This window comes from Kribbella sp. NBC_01510 (assembly GCF_045040325.1).
Taxonomy (GTDB): domain Bacteria; phylum Actinomycetota; class Actinomycetes; order Propionibacteriales; family Kribbellaceae; genus Kribbella.
Map to the genome: position 1 here is coordinate 5,623,882 of NZ_CP109418.1, position 23,549 is coordinate 5,647,430.

Annotated in this window: 22 protein-coding genes; 9 read left to right on the plus strand and 13 right to left on the minus strand. The window is 68.7% G+C overall.

Annotation, left to right across the window (positions count from 1 at the left end; genetic code table 11):
- Window positions 1-59 precede the first annotated feature (59 nt).
- On the minus strand, window positions 60-1,439 hold the full coding sequence (gene lpdA / locus OG558_RS28150; RefSeq protein WP_405065693.1) for a dihydrolipoyl dehydrogenase: 1,380 nt from the start codon (window positions 1,437-1,439) through the stop codon (window positions 60-62).
- A 167-nt stretch (window positions 1,440-1,606) separates the two neighbouring features.
- Between lpdA and OG558_RS28155 the strand changes: the two genes are divergently transcribed.
- The 3 genes from OG558_RS28155 (at window position 1,607) to OG558_RS28165 (ending at window position 2,686) form a co-directional block, all read left to right on the plus strand.
- Complete coding sequence (locus OG558_RS28155) at window positions 1,607-1,924, plus strand: hypothetical protein (RefSeq protein ID WP_329475611.1); 318 nt, start codon at window positions 1,607-1,609, stop codon at window positions 1,922-1,924.
- Between the two features lie 209 nt (window positions 1,925-2,133).
- Window positions 2,134-2,355 (plus strand): DUF2848 family protein, encoded by a 222-nt coding sequence (locus OG558_RS28160; RefSeq protein WP_405065694.1) that lies wholly within the window; start codon window positions 2,134-2,136, stop codon window positions 2,353-2,355.
- Window position 2,356: 1 nt separating this feature from the next.
- A complete protein-coding gene (locus OG558_RS28165; protein WP_405065695.1) occupies window positions 2,357-2,686 on the plus strand; it encodes a cupin domain-containing protein in 330 nt (109 codons plus the stop codon).
- Here the strand turns inward: OG558_RS28165 and OG558_RS28170 are convergent.
- Window positions 2,675-4,171 (minus strand): leucyl aminopeptidase, encoded by a 1,497-nt coding sequence (locus tag OG558_RS28170; protein ID WP_329475613.1) that lies wholly within the window; start codon window positions 4,169-4,171, stop codon window positions 2,675-2,677. The two genes, OG558_RS28165 and OG558_RS28170, sit on opposite strands and share 12 nt — an antisense overlap.
- A 98-nt stretch (window positions 4,172-4,269) precedes the next feature.
- On the opposite strand from OG558_RS28170, the gene gcvT reads away from it, so the two are divergent.
- The 6 genes from gcvT to OG558_RS28200 all read left to right on the plus strand — a co-directional run bounded on the left by gcvT (window position 4,270) and on the right by OG558_RS28200 (window position 12,002).
- The gene (gene gcvT, locus OG558_RS28175; protein ID WP_329475614.1) at window positions 4,270-5,376 is read left to right on the plus strand and encodes a glycine cleavage system aminomethyltransferase GcvT; all 1,107 of its coding nucleotides are present in this window, start codon (window positions 4,270-4,272) and stop codon (window positions 5,374-5,376) included.
- A gap of 472 nt (window positions 5,377-5,848) precedes the next feature.
- Window positions 5,849-6,856, plus strand: a complete 1,008-nt coding sequence (locus OG558_RS28180) for an ABC transporter permease (RefSeq protein ID WP_329475615.1) — start codon at window positions 5,849-5,851, stop codon at window positions 6,854-6,856.
- 41 nt (window positions 6,857-6,897) lie between these two features.
- On the plus strand, window positions 6,898-8,655 hold the full coding sequence (locus OG558_RS28185) for an ABC transporter substrate-binding protein (RefSeq protein WP_329475616.1): 1,758 nt from the start codon (window positions 6,898-6,900) through the stop codon (window positions 8,653-8,655).
- A 107-nt stretch (window positions 8,656-8,762) separates the two neighbouring features.
- Window positions 8,763-9,755 (plus strand): ABC transporter permease, encoded by a 993-nt coding sequence (locus tag OG558_RS28190; protein WP_329475617.1) that lies wholly within the window; start codon window positions 8,763-8,765, stop codon window positions 9,753-9,755.
- A 32-nt stretch (window positions 9,756-9,787) separates the two neighbouring features.
- Window positions 9,788-10,915 carry an ABC transporter ATP-binding protein gene (locus OG558_RS28195; RefSeq protein ID WP_405065696.1) on the plus strand — a complete coding sequence of 376 codons (1,128 nt, stop codon included), beginning with the start codon at window positions 9,788-9,790 and terminating at the stop codon, window positions 10,913-10,915.
- Between the two features lie 19 nt (window positions 10,916-10,934).
- Complete coding sequence (locus tag OG558_RS28200; protein ID WP_405065697.1) at window positions 10,935-12,002, plus strand: ABC transporter ATP-binding protein; 1,068 nt, start codon at window positions 10,935-10,937, stop codon at window positions 12,000-12,002.
- A 42-nt stretch (window positions 12,003-12,044) separates the two neighbouring features.
- Here OG558_RS28200 and OG558_RS28205 read toward each other — a convergent pair whose 3' ends face one another.
- The 11 genes from OG558_RS28205 to OG558_RS28255 all read right to left on the minus strand — a co-directional run bounded on the left by OG558_RS28205 (window position 12,045) and on the right by OG558_RS28255 (window position 23,537).
- Entirely contained in the window at window positions 12,045-12,206 is a 162-nt protein-coding gene (locus OG558_RS28205) for a hypothetical protein (RefSeq protein WP_405065698.1), read from the minus strand.
- Window positions 12,207-12,218: 12 nt separating this feature from the next.
- A complete protein-coding gene (locus OG558_RS28210) occupies window positions 12,219-13,553 on the minus strand; it encodes a sugar ABC transporter permease (protein ID WP_405065699.1) in 1,335 nt (444 codons plus the stop codon).
- Entirely contained in the window at window positions 13,550-14,365 is an 816-nt protein-coding gene (locus OG558_RS28215) for an ATP-binding cassette domain-containing protein (protein ID WP_329475622.1), read from the minus strand. The genes OG558_RS28210 and OG558_RS28215 overlap by 4 nt, the downstream gene beginning before the upstream one ends.
- A gap of 149 nt (window positions 14,366-14,514) precedes the next feature.
- Window positions 14,515-15,591 (minus strand): substrate-binding domain-containing protein, encoded by a 1,077-nt coding sequence (locus OG558_RS28220; RefSeq protein WP_405065700.1) that lies wholly within the window; start codon window positions 15,589-15,591, stop codon window positions 14,515-14,517.
- A gap of 171 nt (window positions 15,592-15,762) precedes the next feature.
- Complete coding sequence (locus tag OG558_RS28225) at window positions 15,763-16,953, minus strand: ROK family protein (protein WP_405065701.1); 1,191 nt, start codon at window positions 16,951-16,953, stop codon at window positions 15,763-15,765.
- A gap of 691 nt (window positions 16,954-17,644) precedes the next feature.
- Complete coding sequence (locus tag OG558_RS28230) at window positions 17,645-18,430, minus strand: adenosylcobinamide-GDP ribazoletransferase (RefSeq protein ID WP_405065702.1); 786 nt, start codon at window positions 18,428-18,430, stop codon at window positions 17,645-17,647.
- Window positions 18,431-18,768: 338 nt separating this feature from the next.
- Window positions 18,769-19,299 (minus strand): bifunctional adenosylcobinamide kinase/adenosylcobinamide-phosphate guanylyltransferase, encoded by a 531-nt coding sequence (locus OG558_RS28235; RefSeq protein ID WP_405065703.1) that lies wholly within the window; start codon window positions 19,297-19,299, stop codon window positions 18,769-18,771.
- Window positions 19,292-20,065: an ECF transporter S component gene (locus OG558_RS28240; protein ID WP_405065704.1), complete on the minus strand. Its 774-nt coding sequence runs from the start codon at window positions 20,063-20,065 to the stop codon at window positions 19,292-19,294. Before OG558_RS28240 ends, OG558_RS28235 begins: the two co-directional genes overlap by 8 nt.
- Window positions 20,066-20,133: 68 nt before the next feature.
- Window positions 20,134-21,744: an ABC transporter ATP-binding protein gene (locus OG558_RS28245; RefSeq protein WP_405065705.1), complete on the minus strand. Its 1,611-nt coding sequence runs from the start codon at window positions 21,742-21,744 to the stop codon at window positions 20,134-20,136.
- On the minus strand, window positions 21,741-22,829 hold the full coding sequence (locus tag OG558_RS28250) for a CbiQ family ECF transporter T component (RefSeq protein WP_405065706.1): 1,089 nt from the start codon (window positions 22,827-22,829) through the stop codon (window positions 21,741-21,743). The genes OG558_RS28245 and OG558_RS28250 overlap by 4 nt, the downstream gene beginning before the upstream one ends.
- Window positions 22,830-23,537: an SCO2322 family protein gene (locus OG558_RS28255; RefSeq protein WP_405065707.1), complete on the minus strand. Its 708-nt coding sequence runs from the start codon at window positions 23,535-23,537 to the stop codon at window positions 22,830-22,832.
- Window positions 23,538-23,549: the final 12 nt, after the last annotated feature.

Sequence of the window (23,549 nt, forward strand, 5' to 3'; positions counted from 1 at the left end):
CGCACCGAGGCACTCCGCCGAGCACCTGCTCGCTACGGCAGCCGGTCATGCGACCTGTCCTAATCATGGAAGTGCAGAGGTTTCCCGGCGAGGGCGAGGTGGGCTTCGCCGAGGGCTTCGTTCTGGGTGGGGTGGGCGTGGATGAGGGGTGCGACGTCGGCCGGGTAGGCCTCCCAGTTGTAGATCAGCTGGGCTTCGCCGATCAGTTCGCCGACGCGCGAGCCGACCATGTGCAGGCCGACCACGGCGCCGTCCTTGGCGCGGACCAGCTTGACGAAGCCGGACGTCTTGAGGATCTGGCTCTTGCCGTTGCCGCCGAGGTTGTAGTTGAGGATCTCGACCTCGCCGTACTTCGCCCGGGCCTGCTCCTCGGTCAGACCGACCGACGCCACCTCCGGCTCGGAGTAGGTGACGCGCGGGATGCCGGCCTCGTCGATCGGGGTTGGCGAAAGGCCGGCGATGTGCTCGGCAACGAAGATGCCCTGCTGGAACCCGCGGTGCGCGAGCTGCAGCCCCGGCACGATGTCGCCGACCGCGTACACCCCGGGCACGCTGGTCTGCAGCGTCGCGTCCACGGTGACGAACCCGCGGTCGAGCGCTACGCCGACCTCCTCGTAGCCCAGCCCGGAGGTGTTCGGGCCACGGCCGACGGCGACCAGCAGCAGCTCGGCCTCGATCACCTCACCACCGGCGACCGTCACGCGCACCCCGGAATCCGTCACCGCGACGGACTCGAACGGCGTACCCGTCTTGAAGGCGATCTTCCGCTTCCGGAACGCCCGCTCCAGTGCCTTCGAACAGTCCGCGTCCTCGGCCGGGACGAGCCGCGGCAGCGCCTCGACGATGGTCACGGCGGTGCCGAAGGACGTCCACGCGCTGGCGAACTCGACCCCGATCACCCCACCACCCAGCACGACGGCGGATTCCGGGACACGGTCCAGCGTCAACGCGTGCTCGCTGGCGATCACCCGATGCCCGTCGAGTTCGAGGCCGGGCAGGGAACGGGAGTAGGAGCCGGACGCAAGGATGATGTTGCGGCCGGTGTACGTCGTGTCGCCGACCTGGACCGCGGTCGGCGAGGTCAGCCGCCCCTCGCCCTCGATCACGGTGATGCCGCGGGCCTTGACCTGGCTCAGCAGACCCTTGAACAGCCGGTCGACGACGCTGTCCTTGTACTTGTTCACGCCACCCATGTCGACGCCCTCGAGCGTCGTACGGACGCCGAACTGCTCGCCGCTACGGGCCGAGTCGGCCACCTCCGCGGCGTGCAGGAGTGCCTTGGTCGGGATGCAGCCGCGGTGCAGGCAGGTGCCGCCGACCTTGTCCTTCTCCACCAGGGCGACGGACAGCCCGAGGGTCGCAGCGCGCACGCCGGCGGCGTAGCCACCGCTGCCGCCACCGAGAATCACCAGGTCGAACGTCGTACCGCTATCAGTCACAGGTTCCTCCGTGGGTGTCGGTCGGGCGGCCCCGGATCGCGGTTCCTGCCCGGCGTCATCTTTCCACCGATCCCCATCGGCGCCACCGCCGGGCCGGGCATGCCACCGATGGAACTGTTACGCCGGCTTTCGCCCGGGGACTTGCCGGGATAGGGGACACTTACCTCATGAAGTGGTTCGGTCGCCGGCAGAAGGCCGGAACGATGCGCCGGTCGGACACCCCCGATCAGGCGCACCTGCGGGAGTTCGCCCAGACCCGCCAGGGCGTCGAGGGATTCGTCGAGCCGCGGACGGCGGTGACCGAGTACACCTTGCTGCTGGTAGCCATCGACGGCGAGTGGACCCGGCGCCGGGTCCCGTCCGTGCGGTGGGCGCACGACTTCGCCAACCGGCTCGGCATCCCGTCGTACGACGCGGCCGTGGTCGGCTACCCGCCCCGGATGCGTGAGTACAACGCCCGCATGAAGAAGAACGGCCGCGCGTAGCAGCGATCCAAAGGATGGGCACGCCCGCCCGGACCGTCGCGACACCTGGTCGCACGCCGGCAGGACGTACTCACGTCCTCCACGGCGCGCCCCAGCCGGAGACCGACCAAGCGTGATCATGCACGCCACCACGATGTACGCATGCGCCGGGGCCGGAAAGGTGGAGGAATCGATGAGCCAGGCACTGCAGTTCGCCCTGCCGGACGGCCGTGAGCGGACGATCCCGCTCCGCCCTCAACGCCGGGTACGCCGGTGTCCTGCTGACGCCCGCTTGCGACCACACCGACCGGGCGCTCGAGGCGCACGGCGTTGCCTGGAGCAAGCAATCCGCACCGGACCTGCTGGGCGACGTCGCCTGGCCCCTCGCGGAGATCGAAGACGACCGGTTCACCGTGTACACGGTCGAGCAGCTCGCACCGGCCTGGGACTGACGTGAAGGAAGAGAAAGAGTTCTTCCCCGCCCGCAGCGTGGCGTGGACCGATGGCGGCGCCGGGATCACCCAGCGAGTGCTGAGCCAGGATGCCGACGGCACTCTGACCCGGCTGGCCCGCTGGGCTCCCGGTACGACGTCGGGCACCGAGGTGATCCGGCACGAGTACGTCGAAGAGGTCTATCTGCTCGAGGGTTCGCTGACCGATCTCACCCTCGAGCAGACCTTCCACCCCGGCGACTACGCCTGCCGGCCGCCGGGGATGCCGCACGGTCCGTACCGCACGACCGACGGCTGCACCATGCTCGAGATCCGCTACTCAGGTCGCTGACGCGGCCAGCTCGATCAGCGTGCGTACGGCGTACCCCGTGCCACCGGCCGGGGTATAGCCGGACGCGCCGCCCTCGTTGAAGGCCGGGCCGGCCACGTCCAGGTGCACCCAGTCGATGCCGTCGGCAACGAAGTCGCCGAGGAACGCGGCCGCGGCCAGCGCGCCGCCCCACGGCTCGCCGGTGATGTTGGCCAGGTCGGCGACCTTCGAGTGCGACTTCAGCTTGTCCAGCATCTCGGCCGGGATCGGCAGCGGCCACATCGACTCACCGGCCGCGATCGCGGCGTCCACGACCCGGTCCCGGGCGGCGTCGGTGTTCGCGAACGCGCCGGCCACTTTGGTGCCCAGGGCAACGACACAGGCACCGGTCAGGGTGGCCACGTCGACGATCAGGTCCGGCTGGTCCTCGGACGCGCGGACCAGCGCGTCGCCGAGCACGAGCCGGCCCTCGGCGTCGGTGTTCAGCACCTCGACGGTCTTGCCGCCGTACATGGTCAGGACGTCGGACGGCCGCGCCGCGGATCCGGACGGCATGTTCTCGGCCATCGCGGCGTACGTGGTGACCTGGACCGGCAGGCCGAGCCGGGCGATCGCGATGGTCGCGCCGAGCACCGCGGCGGCGCCGGCCATGTCGGCCTTCATGCTCACCATGCCGGTGGACGTCTTCAGGGAGAGACCGCCCGAGTCGAAGGTGATGCCCTTGCCGACGAAGGCCAGATGGGTGACCGGCTTCTTCGGGGTGTAGCTGATCCGGATCAGCCGCGGCGGGTTGGCCGATCCCTGGCCGACGCCGAGGATACCGCCGTACCCGCCTTTGACCAGCGCCTTCTCGTCCAGCACCTCGACCTTGACGCCGTACTCCTTGCCGAGCTTCACAGCCGAGGCGGCGAAGTCGACCGGGTTCAGGTCCGAGGGCGGGGTGTTCACCCAGTCGCGCACCTGGGCGACCGCGTCGGCGGTCACCTCGGCCCGCTCCAGGGCGGCCTTGGCGTCCTTGTTCCGGGCCAGGTCGGTCAGCACGGTGAGGTTGCCGGGCGCCTCGGTGGTGCCCTCCGCGGACTTGTACGCCGTGAACGTGTAACGACCGAGCAGCGCGCCTTCGGCGATCGCGCGGACGCATTCGGCATCCGGCGCCGGCAGTGCGAACGCGACCGACTGCGAGGTCTTCGCGGCCCGGACACCGGCGCCGGCCGCCTTGCGCAGGTCCTCGGTCTTCAGCGCACCGTCGGGCGCCTCGCCCAGACCGACCGCGATCAGGGTCGCCGACTTGCCCGGCTTCGCACCGGGCACCTTGGTCACCTCCCCGGTCTTACCGGTGGCGCCGAGGCCGGACAGCACCTCCACCAACTTCCCGCCGTACGCGGCGTTCAGCGCCTCGGTGCCGGCCGGCAGGGTGACGGCGCCGCCGAGTTTGACCACGCCGATGACTACGGCGTCGGTCTTGACGCCGGCGGCATCTGACTTGCTCAGGGTGATGGTGGTCACGAAATCCTCAGTCCTCCTTGACCGGCGAGGCAGATGGCCGGCCGTGACGGTACGTGAATGCTGCCTCCGCATGCTACGCGTCAGGTAGTTTCCCCTCCATGACCGAGTCGCCTGATCTGAAGAAGTCGCCGCTGCACGAGCGCCATGTCGCGCTCGGCGCCAAGTTCGCCGAGTTCGGCGGCTGGGAGATGCCACTGGAGTACTCCGGCGTCGTCGCCGAACACACCGCGGTCCGTACGTCGGTCGGCGTCTTCGACGTGAGTCACCTGGGCAAGGCGACCGTCAAGGGTCCGGGTGCGGCGGCGTACGTGAACTCGTGCCTGACCAACGACCTCGGCAAGATCGCTCCGGGCCAGGCGCAGTACACATTGTGCTGCAACGAGCGCGGGGGAGTGGTCGACGACCTGATCGCCTACCTGCACGCCGACGACGACGTGTTCCTGATCCCGAACGCGGCGAACACCGCCGAGGTGGTCCGGCTGCTGCAGGCCGACGCGCCCGACGGCGTCGTGGTGACCAACACCCACGACGACTACGCGATCCTCGCGGTGCAGGGCACCAACAGCGACGAGGTGGTGGGCGCGATCGGCCTGCCGACCGGGCACGACTACATGTCGTTCGCGACGGCCGACTTCGCCGGTACGCCGGTCGTCGTGTGCCGGACCGGATACACGGGCGAGCGCGGGTACGAGCTCGTCGTACCGAACGAGGGCGCGGTCGGTGTGTTCGACGCGTTGCTGGCGGCCGGTGCAGCGTATGACATCGTCCCGGCCGGGCTGGGTGCGCGAGACACGCTGCGGACCGAGATGGGGTATCCGCTGCACGGTCAGGACATCTCTCCGGACATCACGCCGGTGCAGGCGCGGTCCGGATGGGCCGTGGGCTGGAAGAAGGAGCACTTCTGGGGTGACGCGGCGCTGCGCGCCGAGAAGGAACGTGGGCCGGCCAGGATCCTGCGAGGCCTGCGTGCGGCCGGCCGTGGCATCCCGCGGCCGCACATGACCGTTCTCGACCAGTCCGGGACCGCACTCGGCGAGGTCACGTCCGGCACCTTCTCACCGACGCTGAAGAAGGGCATCGCGCTCGCACTGCTCGACGCGACGGTGAAGGAGGGCGACCAGGTCTCCGTCGACATCCGCGGCCGGCAGGAGCCGTTCGACGTCGTCAAGCCGCCCTTCGTCACCGTCCACGTCCGCGAAGGCTGAACCCAGGTCACCCCAGTAAGAGGCCCGAGCCGGCGGAAGCCTGGCTCGGGCCTCTTACTGCGCGTATACCTATGACATCGGGCAGCACAGAGGCTTCTGGGACTCGACCCTCATCACACTCGGTAATGCTCCACGAAGAGTAGCTTTTCGTCACAGACTGTCAAAAGCTGGCACAAAATGGTCGCTGGCTGGACTGTGCCGACGCGTTTTGCGAAGGATTGATCGCAAAGGGTGACAGATCGGGGCAAATGTTCCGTTCCAGTACCCGTTCCGGTAACGATTTGTGCACTGGTGCCGAGCACCGCTGGCTTGGTGTCACAGTGTCAGGCAGGCTTGCCCGCGGTTGAGGCGGATCGGCCTGTCAAGGGGATTTGACGAGAGCCCACCACAGAACGAAGCTTCGGCACGATATCCACCGATATGTGCCGGATCCACGGACAGAATTCCGGCTGACAGAGCTGACGGAGCGCGAATGAGTATTGGGTCACCCGACTCGACCGTAGGGATCGAGGACCACCCGGCGTCGGCGGAACCGGTTCGTTCGGCAACCATGGCGCACGGCAAGTCCCCGACACGGATCGCGGTCGACCGGCTTCGCAAGGACAAGGTCGCCGTGACCTGCGTGTGCATCGTGCTGTTCTTCGTGCTGATCGCGATCTTCGCGCCGCTGCTGGCCAAGCTCGAGGGCGGCGACGTCCAGACCTTCCACCCGGAGCTGGTGGACGAGTTCGGCTTCCCGACCATCGGCATCACGCCCGATCACTGGTTCGGAGTGGAGCCCAAGACCGGCCGGGACAACTTCGCCCGCTGGGTCTTCGGGGCCCGGCCGTCGCTGATCGTCGCGTTCGTGGCCACCATCTTCGGCACCACGGTCGGTGTCGTGATGGGCCTGCTGGCCGGATTCCTCGGCGGCTGGGTCGACCGGGTCATCTCCTGGTTCATCGACTTCGTGCTAAGCCTTCCGTACCTGCTCTTCGCCATCGCGATGGTCCCGATCGTCGAGTCGTGGCAGGGTGGCAGCTTCAACATGACCCCGGAGCAACAGGCCAGCACCCGGTTCTATGTGCTGATCTTCGTGCTGTCGTTCTTCGGCTGGGCCGGACTGGCGCGCATCATCCGCGGCGAGGTGCTGTCACTGCGTGAACGTGAGTTCGTCCTGGCCGCCAAGGCGATCGGTGTGTCGACCCGGCGGATCCTGTTCAAGGAATTGCTGCCGAACCTGGTCGCCCCGATTGTGATCTCGGCGTCCCTCGCGCTGCCGGCGTATGTGACCGCGGAAGCGGGGCTGTCCTTCCTCGGCGTGGGCCTGATCGAGCCCCGGCCGTCGTGGGGCCAGACGATCGCCAGCGCGACGAACTGGTTCAAGGCCGACCCGCTGTACCTGTGGCTTCCGGTCGCTGCGATCACCATCCTGGTGCTCGCGCTCGCCCTCCTCGGCGACGCGATCCGCGACGCCTTCGACCCCAAGACTCGCCGGTAGTACGGCGATTGCCCCAGCGGCAGAAAAGGAGAAACCCGACCATGCAGTGGAAACGGATCACCGCAGTCGCGGCGACGGTCATGTTGGCCGCCGTAGCCTGCGGCAGCCCGTCCTCGAACAGCGGTAAGGCCAACGAGTCGAACGGGCCGGCCGCCGGCACCCAGACGAAGGTAACTGACGAAGCCGCGAAGGGCCCGGCCGCGGATGTCGCCGGGGCCAAGAAGGGTGGCACGGCGACGATCCTGTCGGACGTGACGCCGGACACCTTCGACCCGACGAACACGTACTACGTCGACGGTTTCCAGATCGAGAAGCTGTACTTCCGGGCGCTGACCCAGTACCGGCTCGACGGCCCCGACCACAAGCCCGTCCTGGTGCCTGACCTGGCCGAGGACCTGGGCAAGGTGTCGGACGACAAGCTGACCTGGACCTTCAAGCTGAAGCCGGGCATCAAGTACTCCGACGGCACGCCGGTCAAGGCCGAGGACTACGCGTACTCGATCAAGCGGTCCTTCGCGCACGATCTGTACGACGCCGGACCGGCGTACCAGATCCAGTTCTTCAAGGACGGCGACAAGTACAAGGGCCCGTACGGCCCGAACGGTGACGTGTACGCCGGTGTCGAGACGCCGGACGACACGACGCTGGTCATTCACCTGGCCAAGCCGTTCCCGGACATGCCGTTCTTCGCGGCGTTCACGATGTTCACGCCGATCCCGAAGGCGAAGGACACCAAGCAGAACTACGAGCAGAAGCCGCTGTCGACCGGTCCGTACATGGTCGACTCGTACAACCCGGGCACCGAGCTCAAGCTGGTCAAGAACCCGAACTGGGACCCGGCCACCGACGCGGTGCGCCACCAGTACCTGGACGGCTACGACTTCAAGTTCGGCCTGGACACCTTGAAGATCCAGCGGCAGATCCTGGCCAGCTCCGGCCCGGATGCGAGTGCGCTGACCTACAGCAACATCGACTCGACGCTGGTACCTGAGCTGACCGACCAGAACAAGTCCCAGCTCATCGAGGGCGACACTCCGTGCAACCGGATGGTCCCGATGGACACCCGGAAGATCCCGCTGCCGGTCCGCAAGGCCGTTGCGGCCGCGTACCCGTACGACACCGAGCGCAAGGTCGCGGGCTGGACCTCGCTGGCCGAGCCGGCAGCCTCGACGTACATGTCGCCGTCGGTTCCGGGCTGGGAGAACTACGAGCTCCCGGGCCTGAACGGCAAGGGTGACGGTGACCCGGTCAAGGCCAAGCAGATGCTGACGGACGCGAACGCGGTCGGCTTCGAGCTGTCTTGGTACTACTCGAACGACGACAAGATCGCGACGCAGCGCAGCCAGGTCCGCCAGCAGAAGCTCGAGGCGGCTGGATTCAAGGTCAAGGCGATCGGCGTGCCGAAGGCCCAGATCCGTACCGTCACCGGTGACCAGAACGCTCCGGTGAACATGCTGAAGGCTCCGACCGGTTGGTGCTCCGACTGGCCGAGCGGCTCCTCCTGGGCCCCGGTGCTGTTCCGTTCCGACGCGATCGCCCTGGGCAACAGCGTCGGCCAGCTCGAGGACAAGGCGCTGGACGCGGAGATCGACAAGGTCTCGAACATGGACCCGAACGAGGCCCTGAAGTCCAAGGCCTGGATCAACCTCGACAAGAAGATCATGCAGGACTACCTGCCGGCTCTTCCGCAGTACCAGTCGCGGTCGGCGTTCCTGGTCGGTACCAACATCGGCAACGCGATCAACGACCCGACACAGGGCATGCCCGAATTCACCTCGCTGTTCCTGAAGCAGCCCTGATCGGTACCAGTGACCGGACAGCCATGAGGCGTCCGTTCTGATCGCAGGGTAGGTGGCCGGACCGGTAAACGGTCCGGCCACCGCCAGCGATCGGTGAGGAGAATCCCGTGTTGCACTTCCTGGCGCGTCGCATTGTGAGCGCCCTCTCCGTCGTGCTCGTCACCCTCGTCGCGACGTTCGCGCTGTTCTTCGTCGCGCCCACCGACCCCGCGGGCGCGATCTGCGGTCAGCGCAACTGTCCCCAGGAGCGATACCTGGAGATCAAGAAGAACCTGAACCTGGACAAGCCGAAGGTGACCCAGTTCGCCGACTACATGAAGGGCATCGTGGTCGGCCGGACCTACACGACGGCCGGCGTCGATCGCGAGTGCCCCGCACCGTGCCTCGGCTTCTCCTTCAAGAACGACCGCCCCGTCCTGCAGATGCTGGCTCAGCGCGTACCGGTGACGGTCTCGCTGGTCGCCGGTGCTGCGCTCATCATGCTGCCGGTCGGCGTCGCGATAGGTTCGATGGCGGCCAAACGAAGAGGGACGACCGGCGACCGGGGGTTGGTGACCACGTCGCTGGTGATCAGCTCGATCCCGTACTACATCGTCGCGCTGATGGTCGCCCTGTACCTCACCATCTTCTACGCGGTGCTACCGCGTGGTAGCTGGACGCCATTCTTCGAGAATCCCGCCCAGTGGTTCGTCGGGTTGCTGACGCCATGGCTGTGTCTCGGCCTGGTCAACACGACGCAGTACGTGCGGTACTCGCGAGGCTCGATGGTCGAGACACTCAACGAGGACTTCATCCGGACCGCGCGGGCCAAGGGCCTGTCGGACCGGAAGGTCACCTACAAACACGCTCTCCGCGCCGGACTCATCCCTGTCATCACGATCTTCGGACTGGATGTCGCCGGCATGCTCGCCGGCGCGATCTTCACCGAGCGCATCTTCGACCTGCCGGGCCTGGGCAACCTGGTGCTGGAAAGCCTGAACAACTACGACCTGCCCGTGATCATGGGGACCGTCCTGGTGGCCTCGATCTTCCTGGTGGCGGCCAACCTGGTTGTCGATATCGTGTATAGCGTGATCGACCCGCGGGTGAGGCTCACGTGACCATACCCGCCCCTGAAGACCGGAAGGACACCATGGTCGAGAGTGCAGACGGCCAGCCGGAGGCTGCGGCCGCCGAGAAGCGGGGTCCTTCGATCGCGACCCGCGAGAAGCGCCAAGGTGTGATCAACCCGAGCGGCGAGACGCCGTACCTGGTGGTCGAGGACCTGACGGTCAAGTTCCCGACCGCGGACGGTGTGGTCAGCGCGGTGAACGGGTTGAGTTATGCGGTCCCGCTGGGCCGGACGCTGGCGATCGTCGGCGAGTCCGGATCCGGCAAGTCGGTGTCCAGCATGGCCGTGATGGGCCTGCACGACCGCAAGCGCACCCAGATCACCGGGTCGATCCGGCTCGGCGGTGACGAGATCGTCGGGTTGCCGGAGAGCGACCTGATGAAGGTCCGCGGCGACGCGATGGCGATGGTGTTCCAGGACCCGCAGTCCTCGCTGCACCCGCTGTACACGGTCGGCAACCAGATCGTCGAGGCGTACCGGGTGCACCACAAGGTGTCCAAGGACGCGGCCAAGAAGCGGGCCCTGGAGATGCTCGACCTGGTCGGCATCCCGAACCCGGCCCGCCGGTTCGCGCAGTACCCGCACGAGTTCTCCGGCGGTATGCGGCAGCGTGCGATGATCGCGATGAGCCTGGTCAACGACCCGAAGCTGGTGATCGCCGACGAGCCGACCACCGCGCTGGACGTGACCGTGCAGGCGCAGATCCTCGACCTGCTGAACAACCTGCAGAAGGAGTTCGGCTCCGCGATCGTGATGATCACGCACGACCTGGGCGTGGTGGCCGAGATGGCCGACGACGTGCTGGTCATGTACGGCGGCCGCTGCGTCGAGTACGGCACCGCCGAGGACGTGCTGGCCAACCCGCGGATGCCGTACACGTGGGGTCTGCTCGAGTCGATCCCGACGGTGTCGGCGGCGACTGAGCGGCTGCGTCCGATCAAGGGCCTGCCGCCGAGCCTGCTGGCCCTGCCGAGCGGTTGCTCCTTCAACCCGCGCTGTCCGTATGTGGACCGGGTGAAGGGCGAGCGCTGCACGACCGAACTGCCGGAGCTGATGCCGGTCGACGGCGCCGGTGCCCACACGTCCCGTTGTCACCTGCACGACAAGGCCTCGATCTATACGGCCGAGGTCTTGCCGAGACTGAGCTGACAGGGGGCTGAGGAGAGAGATGAGCGACACTGTGCGCAAGGTCGACGGTGTTCCGGCGTCCGGCGGTGCGGGGACCCCGCTGCTGGAGATCCGGGACCTGAAGATGCACTTCCCGATCAAGGAAGCGGCCGGTCTGTCCCGGACCAAGAAGGTCGTCCAGGCCGTCGACGGCGTGAGCTTCAAGCTGGAGGCGGCCGGCAGCCTGGGTCTGGTCGGCGAGTCCGGCTGTGGCAAGTCGACCACCGGCCGGATGATCACCCGGCTGCTGACCCCGACGTCGGGGCAGATCCTGTTCAAGGGCACCGACATCGCGCAGCTGAAGGAGAAGGACCTTCGCCCGTTCCGCCGGCAGCTGCAGATCGTCTTCCAGGACCCCTACAGCTCGCTGAACCCGCGGCAGACGGTCAGCAACATCATCAGTACGCCGCTGCGCGTGCACAACCTGGTGAAGAAGGGCAAGGAGGTCGAGCGGGTCCAGGAGTTGCTGGAGCGGGTCGGCCTGAACCCCGAGCACCACAACCGCTACCCGAACGAGTTCTCCGGCGGTCAGCGCCAGCGCATCGGCATCGCCCGGGCGCTCGCGGTGGAGCCCGAGGTGATCATCGCCGACGAGCCGGTGTCCGCACTCGACGTGTCCATCCAGGCCCAGGTGATGAACCTGCTGGAGGACCTGCGCCACGACCTCGGTATCGCGTTCGTCTTCATCGCCCACGACCTCGGCGTAGTCCGGCACTTCTGTGACCGGGTCGCGGTGATGTACCTGGGCAAGATCGTCGAGCAGGGTCAGCGGGACCAGATCTACAACGCACCGCAGCACCCGTACACACAGGCGCTGCTGTCGGCCGCTCCGGACCTGGGCACCATTCGTGGTGTGCCGCCGAAGGAGCGGATCCGGCTGGTCGGCGACGTACCCTCGCCGATCGACCCGCCGAGCGGCTGCCGGTTCCGGACCCGCTGCTGGAAGGCCGAAGACATCTGCTCCACCCAGGAGCCGTTGCTGGAGATCAAGCCGCAGTCCGGCGCCGGCCACACGGCCGCCTGCCACTTCGCGGAGCCGAAGGTCGACCTGACCGCCGCCACCGCCTGAGACACCTGATCGGCCCCCGCCACCGCGTGGCGGGGGCCTTTCTCATGCGTGCTGTTCGCCGTGCAGCAGTTCGTCCCGCTCCCGGGCGAACCGCACCGACTCGAACACGATCAGACCGGTCAACAGACCAGCCAGTACGGCGAGCTGCCCGAGCGCAGGTGGAACGGTGGGCTCCCGCCTGGTCAGGGTCAGGAGGGAGCCCACCGGCTCTTCTCTTTACGCCCGGCCGTGGGCCTGGCGGCTTCGGCGGCTGAGGGAGTCGATGGTGACGGCGATCAGCAGGACGCCGGCGGTGACCATGTAGCGAATGCTCGAGTCGAGGCTCAACAGCGCGAGGCCGTTCGAGATCGACATGATCACGAAGGCACCGAGGAGGGCGGAGTACGCCGAACCACGGCCACCGAACAGGCTGGTGCCGCCGATCACGGCAGCGGCGATCGCGTTCAGGTTGGTGTCGGTGCCACCGCTGCTCTGGCTGACCGCTCCCAGTCTGGCGGCCGCGAGAATGCCGCCGACCGCGGCGAACGTCGAACAGGCCGCGAACACGGACAGGTAGATCATCCGCACGTTGATACCGGCCCGACGGGCGGCTTCTACGTTGCCACCGACCGCGACGACCGAGCGGCCCCAACTGGTCCGCCGGACCGCGAGATCCGTGGCGACGACCAGTCCCAGGAACAGCAGGAACATCGACGACACCCCACGGTTGCCGTTCAGGATCAGGACCGGCACGAACAGCCCGACGGCCAGCGCGCCGGCCTTGATCGCGATCATCGAGGGCGGTGCCGCGGACAACCCGGCGGCGATGCGGGCGCCTCGGCCGCGCAGCCGGGTCAGCACATACAGCGCGACAACCACCACGATCAGTCCGTAGGACAGCGCGGGGGAGAGGAAGCTGCGGGTGGCGAATCGGACCAGCGCGGAATCGAACGGCAGGTTGAGCGTGCCTTCCTTACCGAGCACCAGGAGTTGGAGACCGAGGAAACCGAGCAGACCGGCCAGAGTGATGACGAAACTCGGTACGCCGAAGCGCGTGTAGAGCGCGCCGTAGAACAACCCGATCACCAGCCCGAGGGCGACGCTGACCACCAGCGACAGCACCAGCGGCCAGCTCTGGTTGACGAAAGTGACTGCGAGCACGCTGGCGGACAGACCGCTGACCGAGCCGACCGACAGGTCGATCTCGCCGAGCAGCAGGACCAGAACGATGCCGAGGGCAATCACTCCGATCCAGCTGGTCTGCAGGGTCAGGTTGACCAGGTTGCGACTGGACAGGAACGAGCTGTTGGCGATCTGGAAGACCGCCCAGATGATGATCAGGCCGATCGCCACCGGTACCGAGCCAAGGTCACCCGAGCGCAGCCGTGCGATGAAGGCCGAGACGGCGCCGCTGATGCCGTGGCTGGCGATCAGCCGCTCGTCCTGGAGATCGGCCGGCAGTTGGTCGGCGCCGTTGGCGTCCACGGCCGGATCGGCGGCGCCCGCCGTACCGGACTTCGTTGTCGATGGGGTGTCGTCCTGGGGGCGGGTGCCGGATCCTCGCAGGCTCATGATGCGGAGCCCTCCTCCCGGCTCCGGCGCGCGGCGCGCTCGGAGACCGCGTTGTCGGTCGCGCCGGTGATGGCCGCGATGATGTCCTGCGTCTTGGTGTCGGTGACCATGAAGACGCCGTTGTTGCGGCCGAGGCGGAGGACGGCGACCCGGTCGGCGACCGCCATCACGTCGGCCATGTTGTGGCTGATCAGGATCACGGCGAGGCCGCGTTCGCGCAGTCGTTCGACCAGGTTGAGCACCTCGGCGGTCTGAGCCACGCCGAGCGCCGCGGTCGGTTCGTCCAGCATCACGACCTTGGGCTGGCCGAGCAGGCTGCGCGCGATCGCGACGGTCTGCCGCTGGCCGCCGGACAGGCTGGCGACCGGGATCCGGACCGACGGGATCTTCGCGGACAGCTGGCGGAGCAGCTCCCAGGACGAGCGCTCCATCTCGACCTCGTCGAGCAGGCTGCCCTTGCGGAGCTCGCGGCCGAGGTAGAGGTTGGCGACCACGTCCAGGTTGTCGCAGAGCGCCAGGTCCTGGAACACCGTCGCGATGCCGAGCTGCTGTGCCTCGGCCGGACTGCTGACCCGCACCTCCTGGCCGTCGAACACCATCGTCCCGTCGTCGGCGGTGTAGACCCCTGCGATCGTCTTCACCAGCGTCGACTTCCCGGCGCCGTTGTCGCCGACCAGCGCGAGGACTTCACCGGCCCGGACGTCCAGCTCGATGTTCTTCAGGGCCTGTACCGCGCCGAAACGCTTGGAAACCCCTCGCAGCGTCAGCACCGTACCGGTACCGACGTCGAGGGATGTCGGGGTAACAGTCACTCGATCAGCCTCCTGGGCTTCGCTTCAGGCCATGATCGCGGCGATCCGTCCCGCGGGACAGGGCGACGCGGCAACAAATCCGGTCAGGGCTTCGTGGACCGGCCCGGTGTTGCCCCGCACCTCACTGCGGGGCAACACCGAAGGGGCGGTCAGTTGCTGGTCAGGCCGGCAGCGGTGCAGGCGGCGGCGAACGACGCGGTGCAGATGTCGCTCACCTTGTAGATGCCGTCCTTCACCACGGTGTCCTTGATGTTGGCCTTGGTCACGGCGACCGGGTCGAGGATCGTCGACGGGATGCCGCTCTTCTCGGTGGTGGACTCGGGCTTGCCGCCGTTCGCCAGCGCGACCGCGCCCTTCGCGGCGGCCTCGGCCTGCGGCTTGACGGCCTTGTAGATCGTCATCGCCTGGTCGCCGGCGACGATCCGCTGGATCGCGGCCAGCTCCGAGTCCTGCCCGGTGACCGGCGGCAGCGGCGTCACGCCACCGCCCTTCAGCGCTGCGATCGCGCCACCCGCGGTCCCGTCGTTGGCGGCGTACACCCCGACCAGGCCGTTCTTGATCGCGCTGAGCTGGCCCTCCATCCAGGCCTGGGCCTTGTCCGGGCTCCAGTCCGGGGTGTCGAACTCGGCCGCGACCTTGAAGCCACTGGAGTCGAGCACGCTGTGCGCGCCCTTCTTGAAGTCCGCCGCGTTCGGGTCGGTCGGGGCGCCGTTGATCATGGCGAGGTTGCCGGACGTCTTGCCGGCCGCCTTCAGCGTGTCGACCAGGGTCTGCGCCTGCAGCTTGCCGACCGCCTCGTTCTCGAACGAGACGTAGTAGTTGGCGCCGTCGATGAACCGGTCGTACGCGATTACCGGGACGTTCTGGCTCTTGGCGGAGGCGACGACCGCGGCGGCGGCCTTGCCGTCGACCGGGTCGAGGACGAGCACGTTCGCGCCCTGGGTCAGGGCCGCCTCGGCCTGCTGTTGCTGCTTCGCCGCGTCCTGGTCGGCGTTGCTGTAGATCAGCTCGCAGTCCGCACAGGCCGTCTTGAGCGCCTCGGTGAACAGCGGCCGGTCGAGCGCTTCGTAGCGGGTCGTCTTCGACTCGGGCAGCAGCAGGGCGATCTTCTTCGCGCCGCCCGAACTGCCGGAGTCGCCGTTGTCCGAGCCGCAGGCCACCAACGAGACGGCCAGGGCCGAGACGGCGATGCCGAGGCCGACGAGACGGGATGCTGACACGGACATATGGCGGCTCCTTGACGTGAAGGCCCGAGTAGGCCTGCCCCGAAGTCAAGCGTCCGCGAGCCTTGTCGTCAAGACTTGAATTCAAGAAATAGACATATTGGCGTTACATGATCGACGATGACGCAGCGACTTCGGCGTACGGCGTCCTCCGAAGTCGTGCGGTGGGATTGCTCAGGAGGTGGTGCTGAGCGATTTCGTGGCCTGGGTGTGGCTCAGGACCGAGGCCAGGTGGATGGCGCCGATGATGTCGGCGTCATCGCCGAGCTCGGCCCGGCGGAGCTCGACGGTGGCGGCGGCACTGGGGATGGCGCAGCGGTCGAGGGCCTCGCGGAGCGGGTCCAGGATCAGGTCGCCGGCTTCGGCCATCAGGCCGCCGACGACGATGACCTCGGGGTTGAGCAGGTTCACCAGGCCGGCCACCGCGACGCCGACCCGGCGGCCGGCATCCTCGATCACGCGGCGGCAGCCGAGGTCACCGGCCAGAGCGCGGGTGACGATGTCCTTGAGCCGGAGCGGGCCGTGTGACGCCGCGAGGCTGTTGATCAGCGCCCGGGAGCCGACGAACGTGTCCAGGCACCCGCGGTTGCCGCAGCGGCAGATCGGCCCGTTCTCGTCGATCGTGACGTGCCCGATCTCGCCCGCGGTACCGGCCGAGCCGCGGAACACCTCGCCACCCAGCACGATCCCCGCGCCGACGCCGTACGAGAACTTCAGGTAGCAGCCGTGCTGGACGCCGCGGAGCGCGCCGTTGCGTAGTTCGCCGAGCGCGGCCAGGTTCGCGGTGTTGTCGAGCGCGACCGGGGCGCGGAGATAGCCGGCCATCGCCTCGGCGACGTTGACGCCGCGCCAGCCGGGCAGGACCGCGTCGGAGCCGGCCTCACCGCTGACCGAGTCGACCGGGGCGGGCAGGCCGAAGCCGATCCCGGCGATGTCCTCGACGCCCGAGCTGACGGTCTCGGCGAGGTCGGCGAGCAGCTGGGCGGCGCGTTCCATCCCGTCGTCGGCGACGTGGTCGGCCTGCAACGGCATCAGTTGCTGGGCGAGGATCTCGCTGGATTGGTTCGCGATCGCGACCCGGACGTCGCGCTCGCCGAACGCGACGCCGGCCAGCAGGCCGCCGCCGGAGGCCAGCGAGACGAGGACGGCGCGGCGGCCGTTGCGGATGCTGCGGGACAGGCCGACCATGCCGGCCTGGTCGAGTTCGCGGACCATGTTCGACACGGTGGCGGCGGACAGGCCGGAGGCGGCGGCGATCTCGACCTGGGTCAGCGGGCCGTGCTGGCGGACGACTCCGAGAACGCGCGCACGGTTGGCTTCGCGCAGCGAAGCCTGTGATCCCGGCGCCGGGTGGGTTGCGTTCATTACATAAAGATAACGGATCGCGGGGCGTAAGCCGCCGCACACCGGTCGTGAACCACCAACATCATCATTCGCCCTCGCCGTCACTACCCCACTTCACCGTCCATCCGTGACAGTAATGCACCCGTCACCCCGCACCCCTCCGACCCGCCCCATCCGCCTTTGCCTGGCTGACCCACCAGAGGGTGGGTTTGCCAGGCTGAACCTGGGTGGCAAACCCACCGCCTGATGGGTCAGCCAGCCGAATGGGCTCCTGTCCGATGTGGAGGTCACGATCGGTCCGGGAGCGCTGGCGGGCACGGCGCGGGACGGGCTTTCAGGGCGAACCGGCCGAGTTCGGTGCCCAAGGTGCCTTCGGGTCGCCGCCCCGGACCACGTCCGGGGACCTGGGACAGGTTGTCGCGGGCTGCGACAGGTAATTCCATGTCCCAACCCACCAGTTCCTGTCCTCACCCCTCACGCCCGCTCGCCGGCGCCACCCGAACACACCGCGACCCCACCCCCGGGACAGCCTGGCCGAAAACCGGCCGGGGCGCAGCGCCGAGTCGTGGATCGCGGTCGCCACAAGCCACTAATCCTGACCCGAATCCACGACTCGACGATCGCAGGATTTCGGGGCGGGTGCCGGCACGCGGGAAACGCCTGCGCGCGACCCAGAGCCGCATCCACAGCCCATACACAAATGGGGGGAGGGTCAGGCGGTCAGGGCGAGGGTGAGGAGGGTGATCGGGAGGGCGAGTTCGAGGGTGGCGCCGAGGACGTCGCCGGTTGTGCCGCCGAGGGCGGTCCGAGCGCGGCGAGTGGTGATGAAGCTGGTGGCGACGGCGAGCAGGATGGCGGCCGCGGTGCCGACGAGCAGGAGCACGTCGTGGTGGTCGACGACTGGAGCGCTTGTGGACGGGCTGAGCGGGGCGGTGAACCACGCCAGTACGAGAGCGGCCGCCAGTACGACGAGTGTCGCGAGTGCAGCCGTGATGGGACGGACCGTGGCGGCGACCATGGCACCCAGGCCGTCGGGGCGGGCCGCGGGGACCGTCCTACGGCAGGACCAGGGGAGTGTCAGGCGACTGGCAACGGTAGCGATCAGGATCGACTGCCAGCCGAAGCCGGCCTGGACGCAGGCGGTGAGCGCCGCGACGTCGACCAGAAGCACCCCGACGATGGCCACGACACCGAAGGGCCCGATGTCGCTCTGCTTCATGATCCGGAGCATGGTCTCGCGATCCCGCCGGCTGCCGAGCGCGTCCGCGAAGTCCGCCAATCCGTCCAGATGCAACGCCCCAGACAGCCCCGCGACCACCAGTACGCCGAGCACCGCGGCCAGCAACTCCGCGTCCGGCTGCACCAACTGAGCCACCGCCACCACGCCGGCCGCGATCCCACCGAGTAGTACGCCGACCGCCGGCGCGAGCACCATCGCCCGCCCACCGACCACCCGGTCGACACGCGAGGGCATCCCAGCCGGGAGCAAGGTCAACATGCCCACCGCCAACCGCAGCCCGTCACCCCACCCACCACGCCGGCCGGCACCGTCAGCGCCGCCCCACGCCGGCGCAGTCGGAGGCAGGTCGGGCGGCGGCAGATCCGGCGGCCCAGTGGGTAGCCCAGGCTGTGAGGGGTCGGGCGCCGCCCCCGGCGGCGGTGCCTGACGAGGCAGGTCGGGCGGCGGCAGGTCAGACGGTGGCAGGTCGGGCGGCGGCAGGTCAGGCGGTGGCAGGTCGGGCGGTGGCAGGTCAGACGGTGGCAGGTCGGGCGGTGGCAGGTCGGGCGGTGGCAGGTCAGGCGGTGGCAGGTCAGACGGTGGCTGGTCGGGCGGCGTCATGTCAGGGGGAGGGTTCGGCCGGCGATCGTCCAGAGGACTTGGTCGGAGGCTAGGGAGATGGTGGTGTTCAGGCGGCCCATCAGGTCGCGGAAGAGGCGGGTGCCGGGGTCGGCGGGGACCACGCCGGAGCCGATGTCGTTGCTGACAGCAACCACCAGCCGCGGGGTCCGCGACCAGGCCTCCGCGAGGTCGGCGATGCGATCCTCGACCAGCCCGGCGCGGCCGAGATCGGACCAGATGTCCAGCGCGTCCATCGTGCGCGAGAGCCACAGCGTCAGGCAGTCGATCAGCAGCGGCGGTCCGGCGGCGTCGAGCAACGGGACCAGTTCGATCGTCTCCGCCAACCCCCAGGTCGCCGGCCGCCGGGCCTGGTGTTTGGCGACTCGCTCGGCCCATTCCGCGTCACCGGAGTCGTCCCCGCCAGTAGCGACGTACAACACCTCCGGCTCCGACGCGAGCCGGCGCTCGGCGGCGATCGACTTGCCGGAGCGGGCGCCGCCGAGGATCAGCGTGCGTTGGTCAGGCATCCGTTCTCCCGGGCTCGAAGACGACAGGCGTATCGAAGGCCGCTTTCCGCGCGGTCCGGCGGAAGGCCGTGAGGACCGGCCGGCCGAGCAGCAGCACCAGCACGGCGGACAGCACCCCGCGCGGAATGTCCCACGCCAGCGACGTCGCGACCACGAACAGCAGATACCGATGCAGATTCTCGGCCAGCGCGTCGCCCGGCACGAACGAGAAGTCGCTGCCGAAGGTCGCGTACGGCCAGAACCACAGGTTCATCACCACGCCGTACATCACCCCGGACACCAGCGAGTACGCCGCCAGCAGCAACAACTCCAACCGCCCGCCCACTCGAGGCAGCAGCCCCGCCAGGCACCCCACCCACGCACAGGCGAACATCTGGAACGGCATCCACGGTCCGACCCCACCAGTGATGAGCGCGCCGCCGAGCAGCGACACAGCCCCCAGCACGAACCCGAACCCGGCCCCGAACGCCCGCCCCGCCAGCACGAGCAGGAAGAACCCAGGCTCCAGCCCGGCAGTCCCCGGACCGAGTGCCCGCAACGCCGTACCGACGGCCGCCAGCATGCCGAGCAGCGAGATCACCTTCGCGTCGATCCCCGCCTCGGACAGCTCCGCGAGTACGACGGCCACCAGCAGCGGCAGCAGCAGGACGAAGAGCCAGGGCGCGTCCGTGGTGTGTCCGATCGCGGACTCACCCCCCTGGTCGGTGTGGAGGAACAGCGGCCAGGCGAACGCCAGCAGCCCGACCAGGGACGCAACCACGAGCATGGTCGTGCTCCGCGGTTTGAGCCGGACCAGGCGAAGCGAACGGCCGCGCGGTTTGAGCCGGGCAATGGTCATGACGCCCGTTCCAGTGCGGTAGCCACTTCTCCGACGGTCAGGAACGGCAACGGGGCAAGGATCTTCGCCACCTGCGGTGCGAACGACGGAGACCCGGCCATGACCGCTGCTGTATCGCCATCACTGACCAATTCGCCCTCGGCGAGCACCAGCACCCGGGTAGCGACCTCAGCCACCATCTCGACGTCATGCGTCGACAGCACGACCGCATGCCCGGCAGCAGCCAGCTCGCGCAGGATCGCCACCAGCCGACGCTTGGCGCCGTAGTCCAGACCCCGCGTCGGCTCGTCGAGCAGCAGGAGCGGCGGAGCGCCACACAGTACGACGGCCAGCGCCAGACAGAGCCGTTGTCCCTCGGACAGGTCCCGCGGATGCATCGCCTGGTCGATATCCGGAGCGAGCCGATTCAGTAGCGCACGGCAACTACCCGCCGGCACACCGAAGTCGGAGTCGGCGCCCGCACACTCCTCGGCGACCGTGGCGGCGTACAGCAGGTCGGCAGGCTCTTGCGGGACCAGTCCGACCGCCTTGACCAGCTCGGAAGGCTTGGTACGACGCGGGTCCGCGCCGGCCGTTGCCGCCGTACCGGATCGCGCCGGCAGGATCCCCACCAGGGCGTTGAGCAGTGTGGACTTGCCGGCGCCGTTGCGGCCCATCAGTGCGACGATTTCACCGGCCTTGATACTCAGTGACACGCCCCGCAAGGCCATGACGTTGCCGTAGCCAACCACCAGGTCGGTGCACCGGGCGAGCTCGGCTCCCCGGGCAGCCGCCGACCTCTGCGGCACGATGGAGTCCAAACGGCCTCGCAAGGCGACAGCTGCCCGTCGGGCGTCGCGCACAGACAGGGGGAGTGGCGACCAGCCGGCCAGACGCCCCAGCTCCACCACAGGCGGTGCGACCGGAGCGGTCACCATCCGCTCCGCCGGTAGCCCAGTGGACACAGCAGCCGCACCACCCGGTACTTCGATCACTCGGTCGGCGTACTGGATCACGCGCTCGAGCCGATGTTCGGCCATGATCACAGTGACGCTCAGGTCGTGCACGAGTCGCTGCAGCGCGGCCAGCACCTCCTCAGCCGCCTGCGGGTCCAGTGCGGACGTCGGCTCGTCCAGCACGAGCACAGCCGGGTGAGAGGTCAGTGCGGCGCCGATAGCGGTCCGCTGCCGCTGCCCGCCCGACAGCGCCGTCAACGCCCGATCCCGTACGTCGGCCAGCCCCAGCAGATCCAGAGTCTCCTCAACCCGTCGGCGCATCACGTCCGGCGCGACTCCGAGCGACTCCATGCTGTAAGCGAGTTCGTCCTCGACCGTGTCGGTCACGAACCCAGCCATCGGATCCTGACCGACCATGCCGACCACGTCGGCCAGGTCGCGGGGCCGGTACTCGCTGGTGTCCCGTCCGTTGACGAGCACCCGCCCGGCCAGCGTGCCGCCGGTGAAGTGCGGCACCAGTCCGTTGATTGCCCGCAGCAACGTGGATTTGCCGGACCCGGTCCGCCCGATCACCAGCGCCAGCTCACCCTCGGGCACGGTGAAGCTCACGTCCCGCAGCGCCGGCTCCACGGCCCCGTCGTACGTCACTGTCACCCGGTCGAACTCGATCATGCGACCGCCCGCCTGACCTGTGGAGGCGCGACCACCGCTGGCGCCAGTCCGATCAGTACGCCGACAACGGGCACCAGCGGAACGGGTGGAACGACCAACGGGCCCGCCAGCAGCAGTCCGGGGACACCACGAGCCGCGGCGGTGGCCATAGCCCCGGCAGCGATCGCGCCGGACGCCACGACCAGCCACTCGGGCAGCGCCCACGGGTCCGGCCGGTATCGAGTCCGAGTGACCCGTTGACGCCCAATCGCCATGGCTCCGAGGGCCAGCAGCAGTCCGATCGCCAGCGCGGACGCCGCGAGCGGAAACGCCATGGATTCGGTCAGCAACGCGTAGACGCCGAGCAGGATGCCCAGCAACCCCAGCAGGACGCAGACAGCGGTGAGACGACGCTGCGCTTGCGGGACGTGCGCCGTACGTCCGTAGCCGCGCGAGTCCATCGCGGCGGCGAGCTCGACCGACCTGTCCAAAGCACCTTCCAGCACGGGCATGGCCGTCGTACGGAAGGAGCCGCGGGTGCGGCCGCGCAGACGGCGTGCGGCGCGGATGCGACGGGCGTCCGTCACCAGCTGCGGCGCGAACGTCAGCGCCACCACACAGGCCACGCCGATCTCGTAGAGGGCCCCGGGCAACGACTTGAGCAGCCGCCGGGGACTGGCCAGTGCGTTGGCGGCACCGACGCAGCAGAGCATGACGGCGAGCTGACCACCGTCGTACAGCGCGGTGAGCAACGCCTCCAGGGTGACCTCACCGCCGAGCTTCACCCCGTTTGCCCAGTCAGGCAAGGGAATCTGCGGCAGGGTGAACAGGACCGTGTTCCCCTGCGAGCGGGTGGACAGCAGCGCTTGCAAAACCACCCGGAGGCCGATGACCACCAGACCGAGCTTGAGGAACGCGGCGTAGCTGTGGGCCCAGGGAGCATCGGTCCGGCGGGCGGCCACTACGAATCCGGTCACTGCGAGGACCAGCCCGAGCAGCACCGGGTTCCGCGTCCTGCTGGCGGCCACGGCCATACCGAGCGCCCACAGCCACCAGGCCCCCGGGTGGAGCGCCCGGGGGAACGTCAGACGATCGACAGCACGCACTTACTTGGCTGTACGGCGGCGACTGAGGAGCAGACCACCACCGGCCAGTACGACGACAACCGCGGCGGCGATGATGATCCCACCCCACGGAGCGCCGTCGCCGTCCGAGGAGGATGCGACTGGCGAGGGGGAGGCCGCAGGTGCGGCACCGACCGCGGCGCCGATCTGCAGCGTCACCGGGGTGTCGGTGGCCGGGACCTGGATGTTCTTCACTTGGTCGCCGCAGCCCTTGGCCGGGTAGCCCGCGATCCCGCAGGTCAGGCCCTTCTCGATCCGGACCGGCGCGACCGCGGCCAGGATCTTCGCGCCGGTCGCCTTCACGTCGGTCACCACACACGTGCCGGTGGCCGGACCCGGAGTCTCACCGCCGGCCGCGTCCTCCGGCGTACCCGGGTCGACCGCCAGGGCCACCCGCTTCTTGCCGGTCTCGGCCGGCGTCTTGCCGCAGATCGCCTCGAAATCCCCCGCTGCGCGCGGCACCCGGGGCTTCGCGCCGCCGACGGCGAACCGCCAGCCCTCCACCGCCCCGTCGGCCGGGACGACGGCGTCGGAGCCCTTCGGTGAGAAGGCCCATTGGCCGGAAGCCCACTGGTAGTAGCCCCAGAAGCGATAGCCGTCCTCGGCCTGTGCGGTGGTGGCGACGGTCCCCGCCAGCAGGAGACCCGCCAGCAGGGCGAGGACCAGTCGTACGGTCCGGTGTGCAGTCATCTCATGTCCTCG

What these genes read in the sequence shown, in the direction of transcription:
- OG558_RS28220 (WP_405065700.1), bottom strand. Translation starts at nt 15,591, where the DNA reads ATGTCCGTGTCAGCATCCCGTCTCGTCGGCCTCGGCATCGCCGTCTCG.
- OG558_RS28230 (WP_405065702.1), bottom strand. Translation starts at nt 18,430, where the DNA reads ATGTTGACCTTGCTCCCGGCTGGGATGCCCTCGCGTGTCGACCGGGTG.
- OG558_RS28255 (WP_405065707.1), bottom strand. Translation starts at nt 23,537, where the DNA reads ATGACTGCACACCGGACCGTACGACTGGTCCTCGCCCTGCTGGCGGGT.
- OG558_RS28200 (WP_405065697.1), top strand. Translation starts at nt 10,935, where the DNA reads ATGAGCGACACTGTGCGCAAGGTCGACGGTGTTCCGGCGTCCGGCGGT.
- OG558_RS28195 (WP_405065696.1), top strand. Translation starts at nt 9,788, where the DNA reads ATGGTCGAGAGTGCAGACGGCCAGCCGGAGGCTGCGGCCGCCGAGAAG.
- OG558_RS28185 (WP_329475616.1), top strand. Translation starts at nt 6,898, where the DNA reads ATGCAGTGGAAACGGATCACCGCAGTCGCGGCGACGGTCATGTTGGCC.
- OG558_RS28240 (WP_405065704.1), bottom strand. Translation starts at nt 20,065, where the DNA reads ATGCTCGTGGTTGCGTCCCTGGTCGGGCTGCTGGCGTTCGCCTGGCCG.
- OG558_RS28245 (WP_405065705.1), bottom strand. Translation starts at nt 21,744, where the DNA reads ATGATCGAGTTCGACCGGGTGACAGTGACGTACGACGGGGCCGTGGAG.
- OG558_RS28225 (WP_405065701.1), bottom strand. Translation starts at nt 16,953, where the DNA reads ATGAACGCAACCCACCCGGCGCCGGGATCACAGGCTTCGCTGCGCGAA.
- OG558_RS28210 (WP_405065699.1), bottom strand. Translation starts at nt 13,553, where the DNA reads ATGAGCCTGCGAGGATCCGGCACCCGCCCCCAGGACGACACCCCATCG.
- OG558_RS28235 (WP_405065703.1), bottom strand. Translation starts at nt 19,299, where the DNA reads ATGCCTGACCAACGCACGCTGATCCTCGGCGGCGCCCGCTCCGGCAAG.
- OG558_RS28155 (WP_329475611.1), top strand. Translation starts at nt 1,607, where the DNA reads ATGAAGTGGTTCGGTCGCCGGCAGAAGGCCGGAACGATGCGCCGGTCG.
- OG558_RS28180 (WP_329475615.1), top strand. Translation starts at nt 5,849, where the DNA reads ATGAGTATTGGGTCACCCGACTCGACCGTAGGGATCGAGGACCACCCG.
- gcvT (WP_329475614.1), top strand. Translation starts at nt 4,270, where the DNA reads ATGACCGAGTCGCCTGATCTGAAGAAGTCGCCGCTGCACGAGCGCCAT.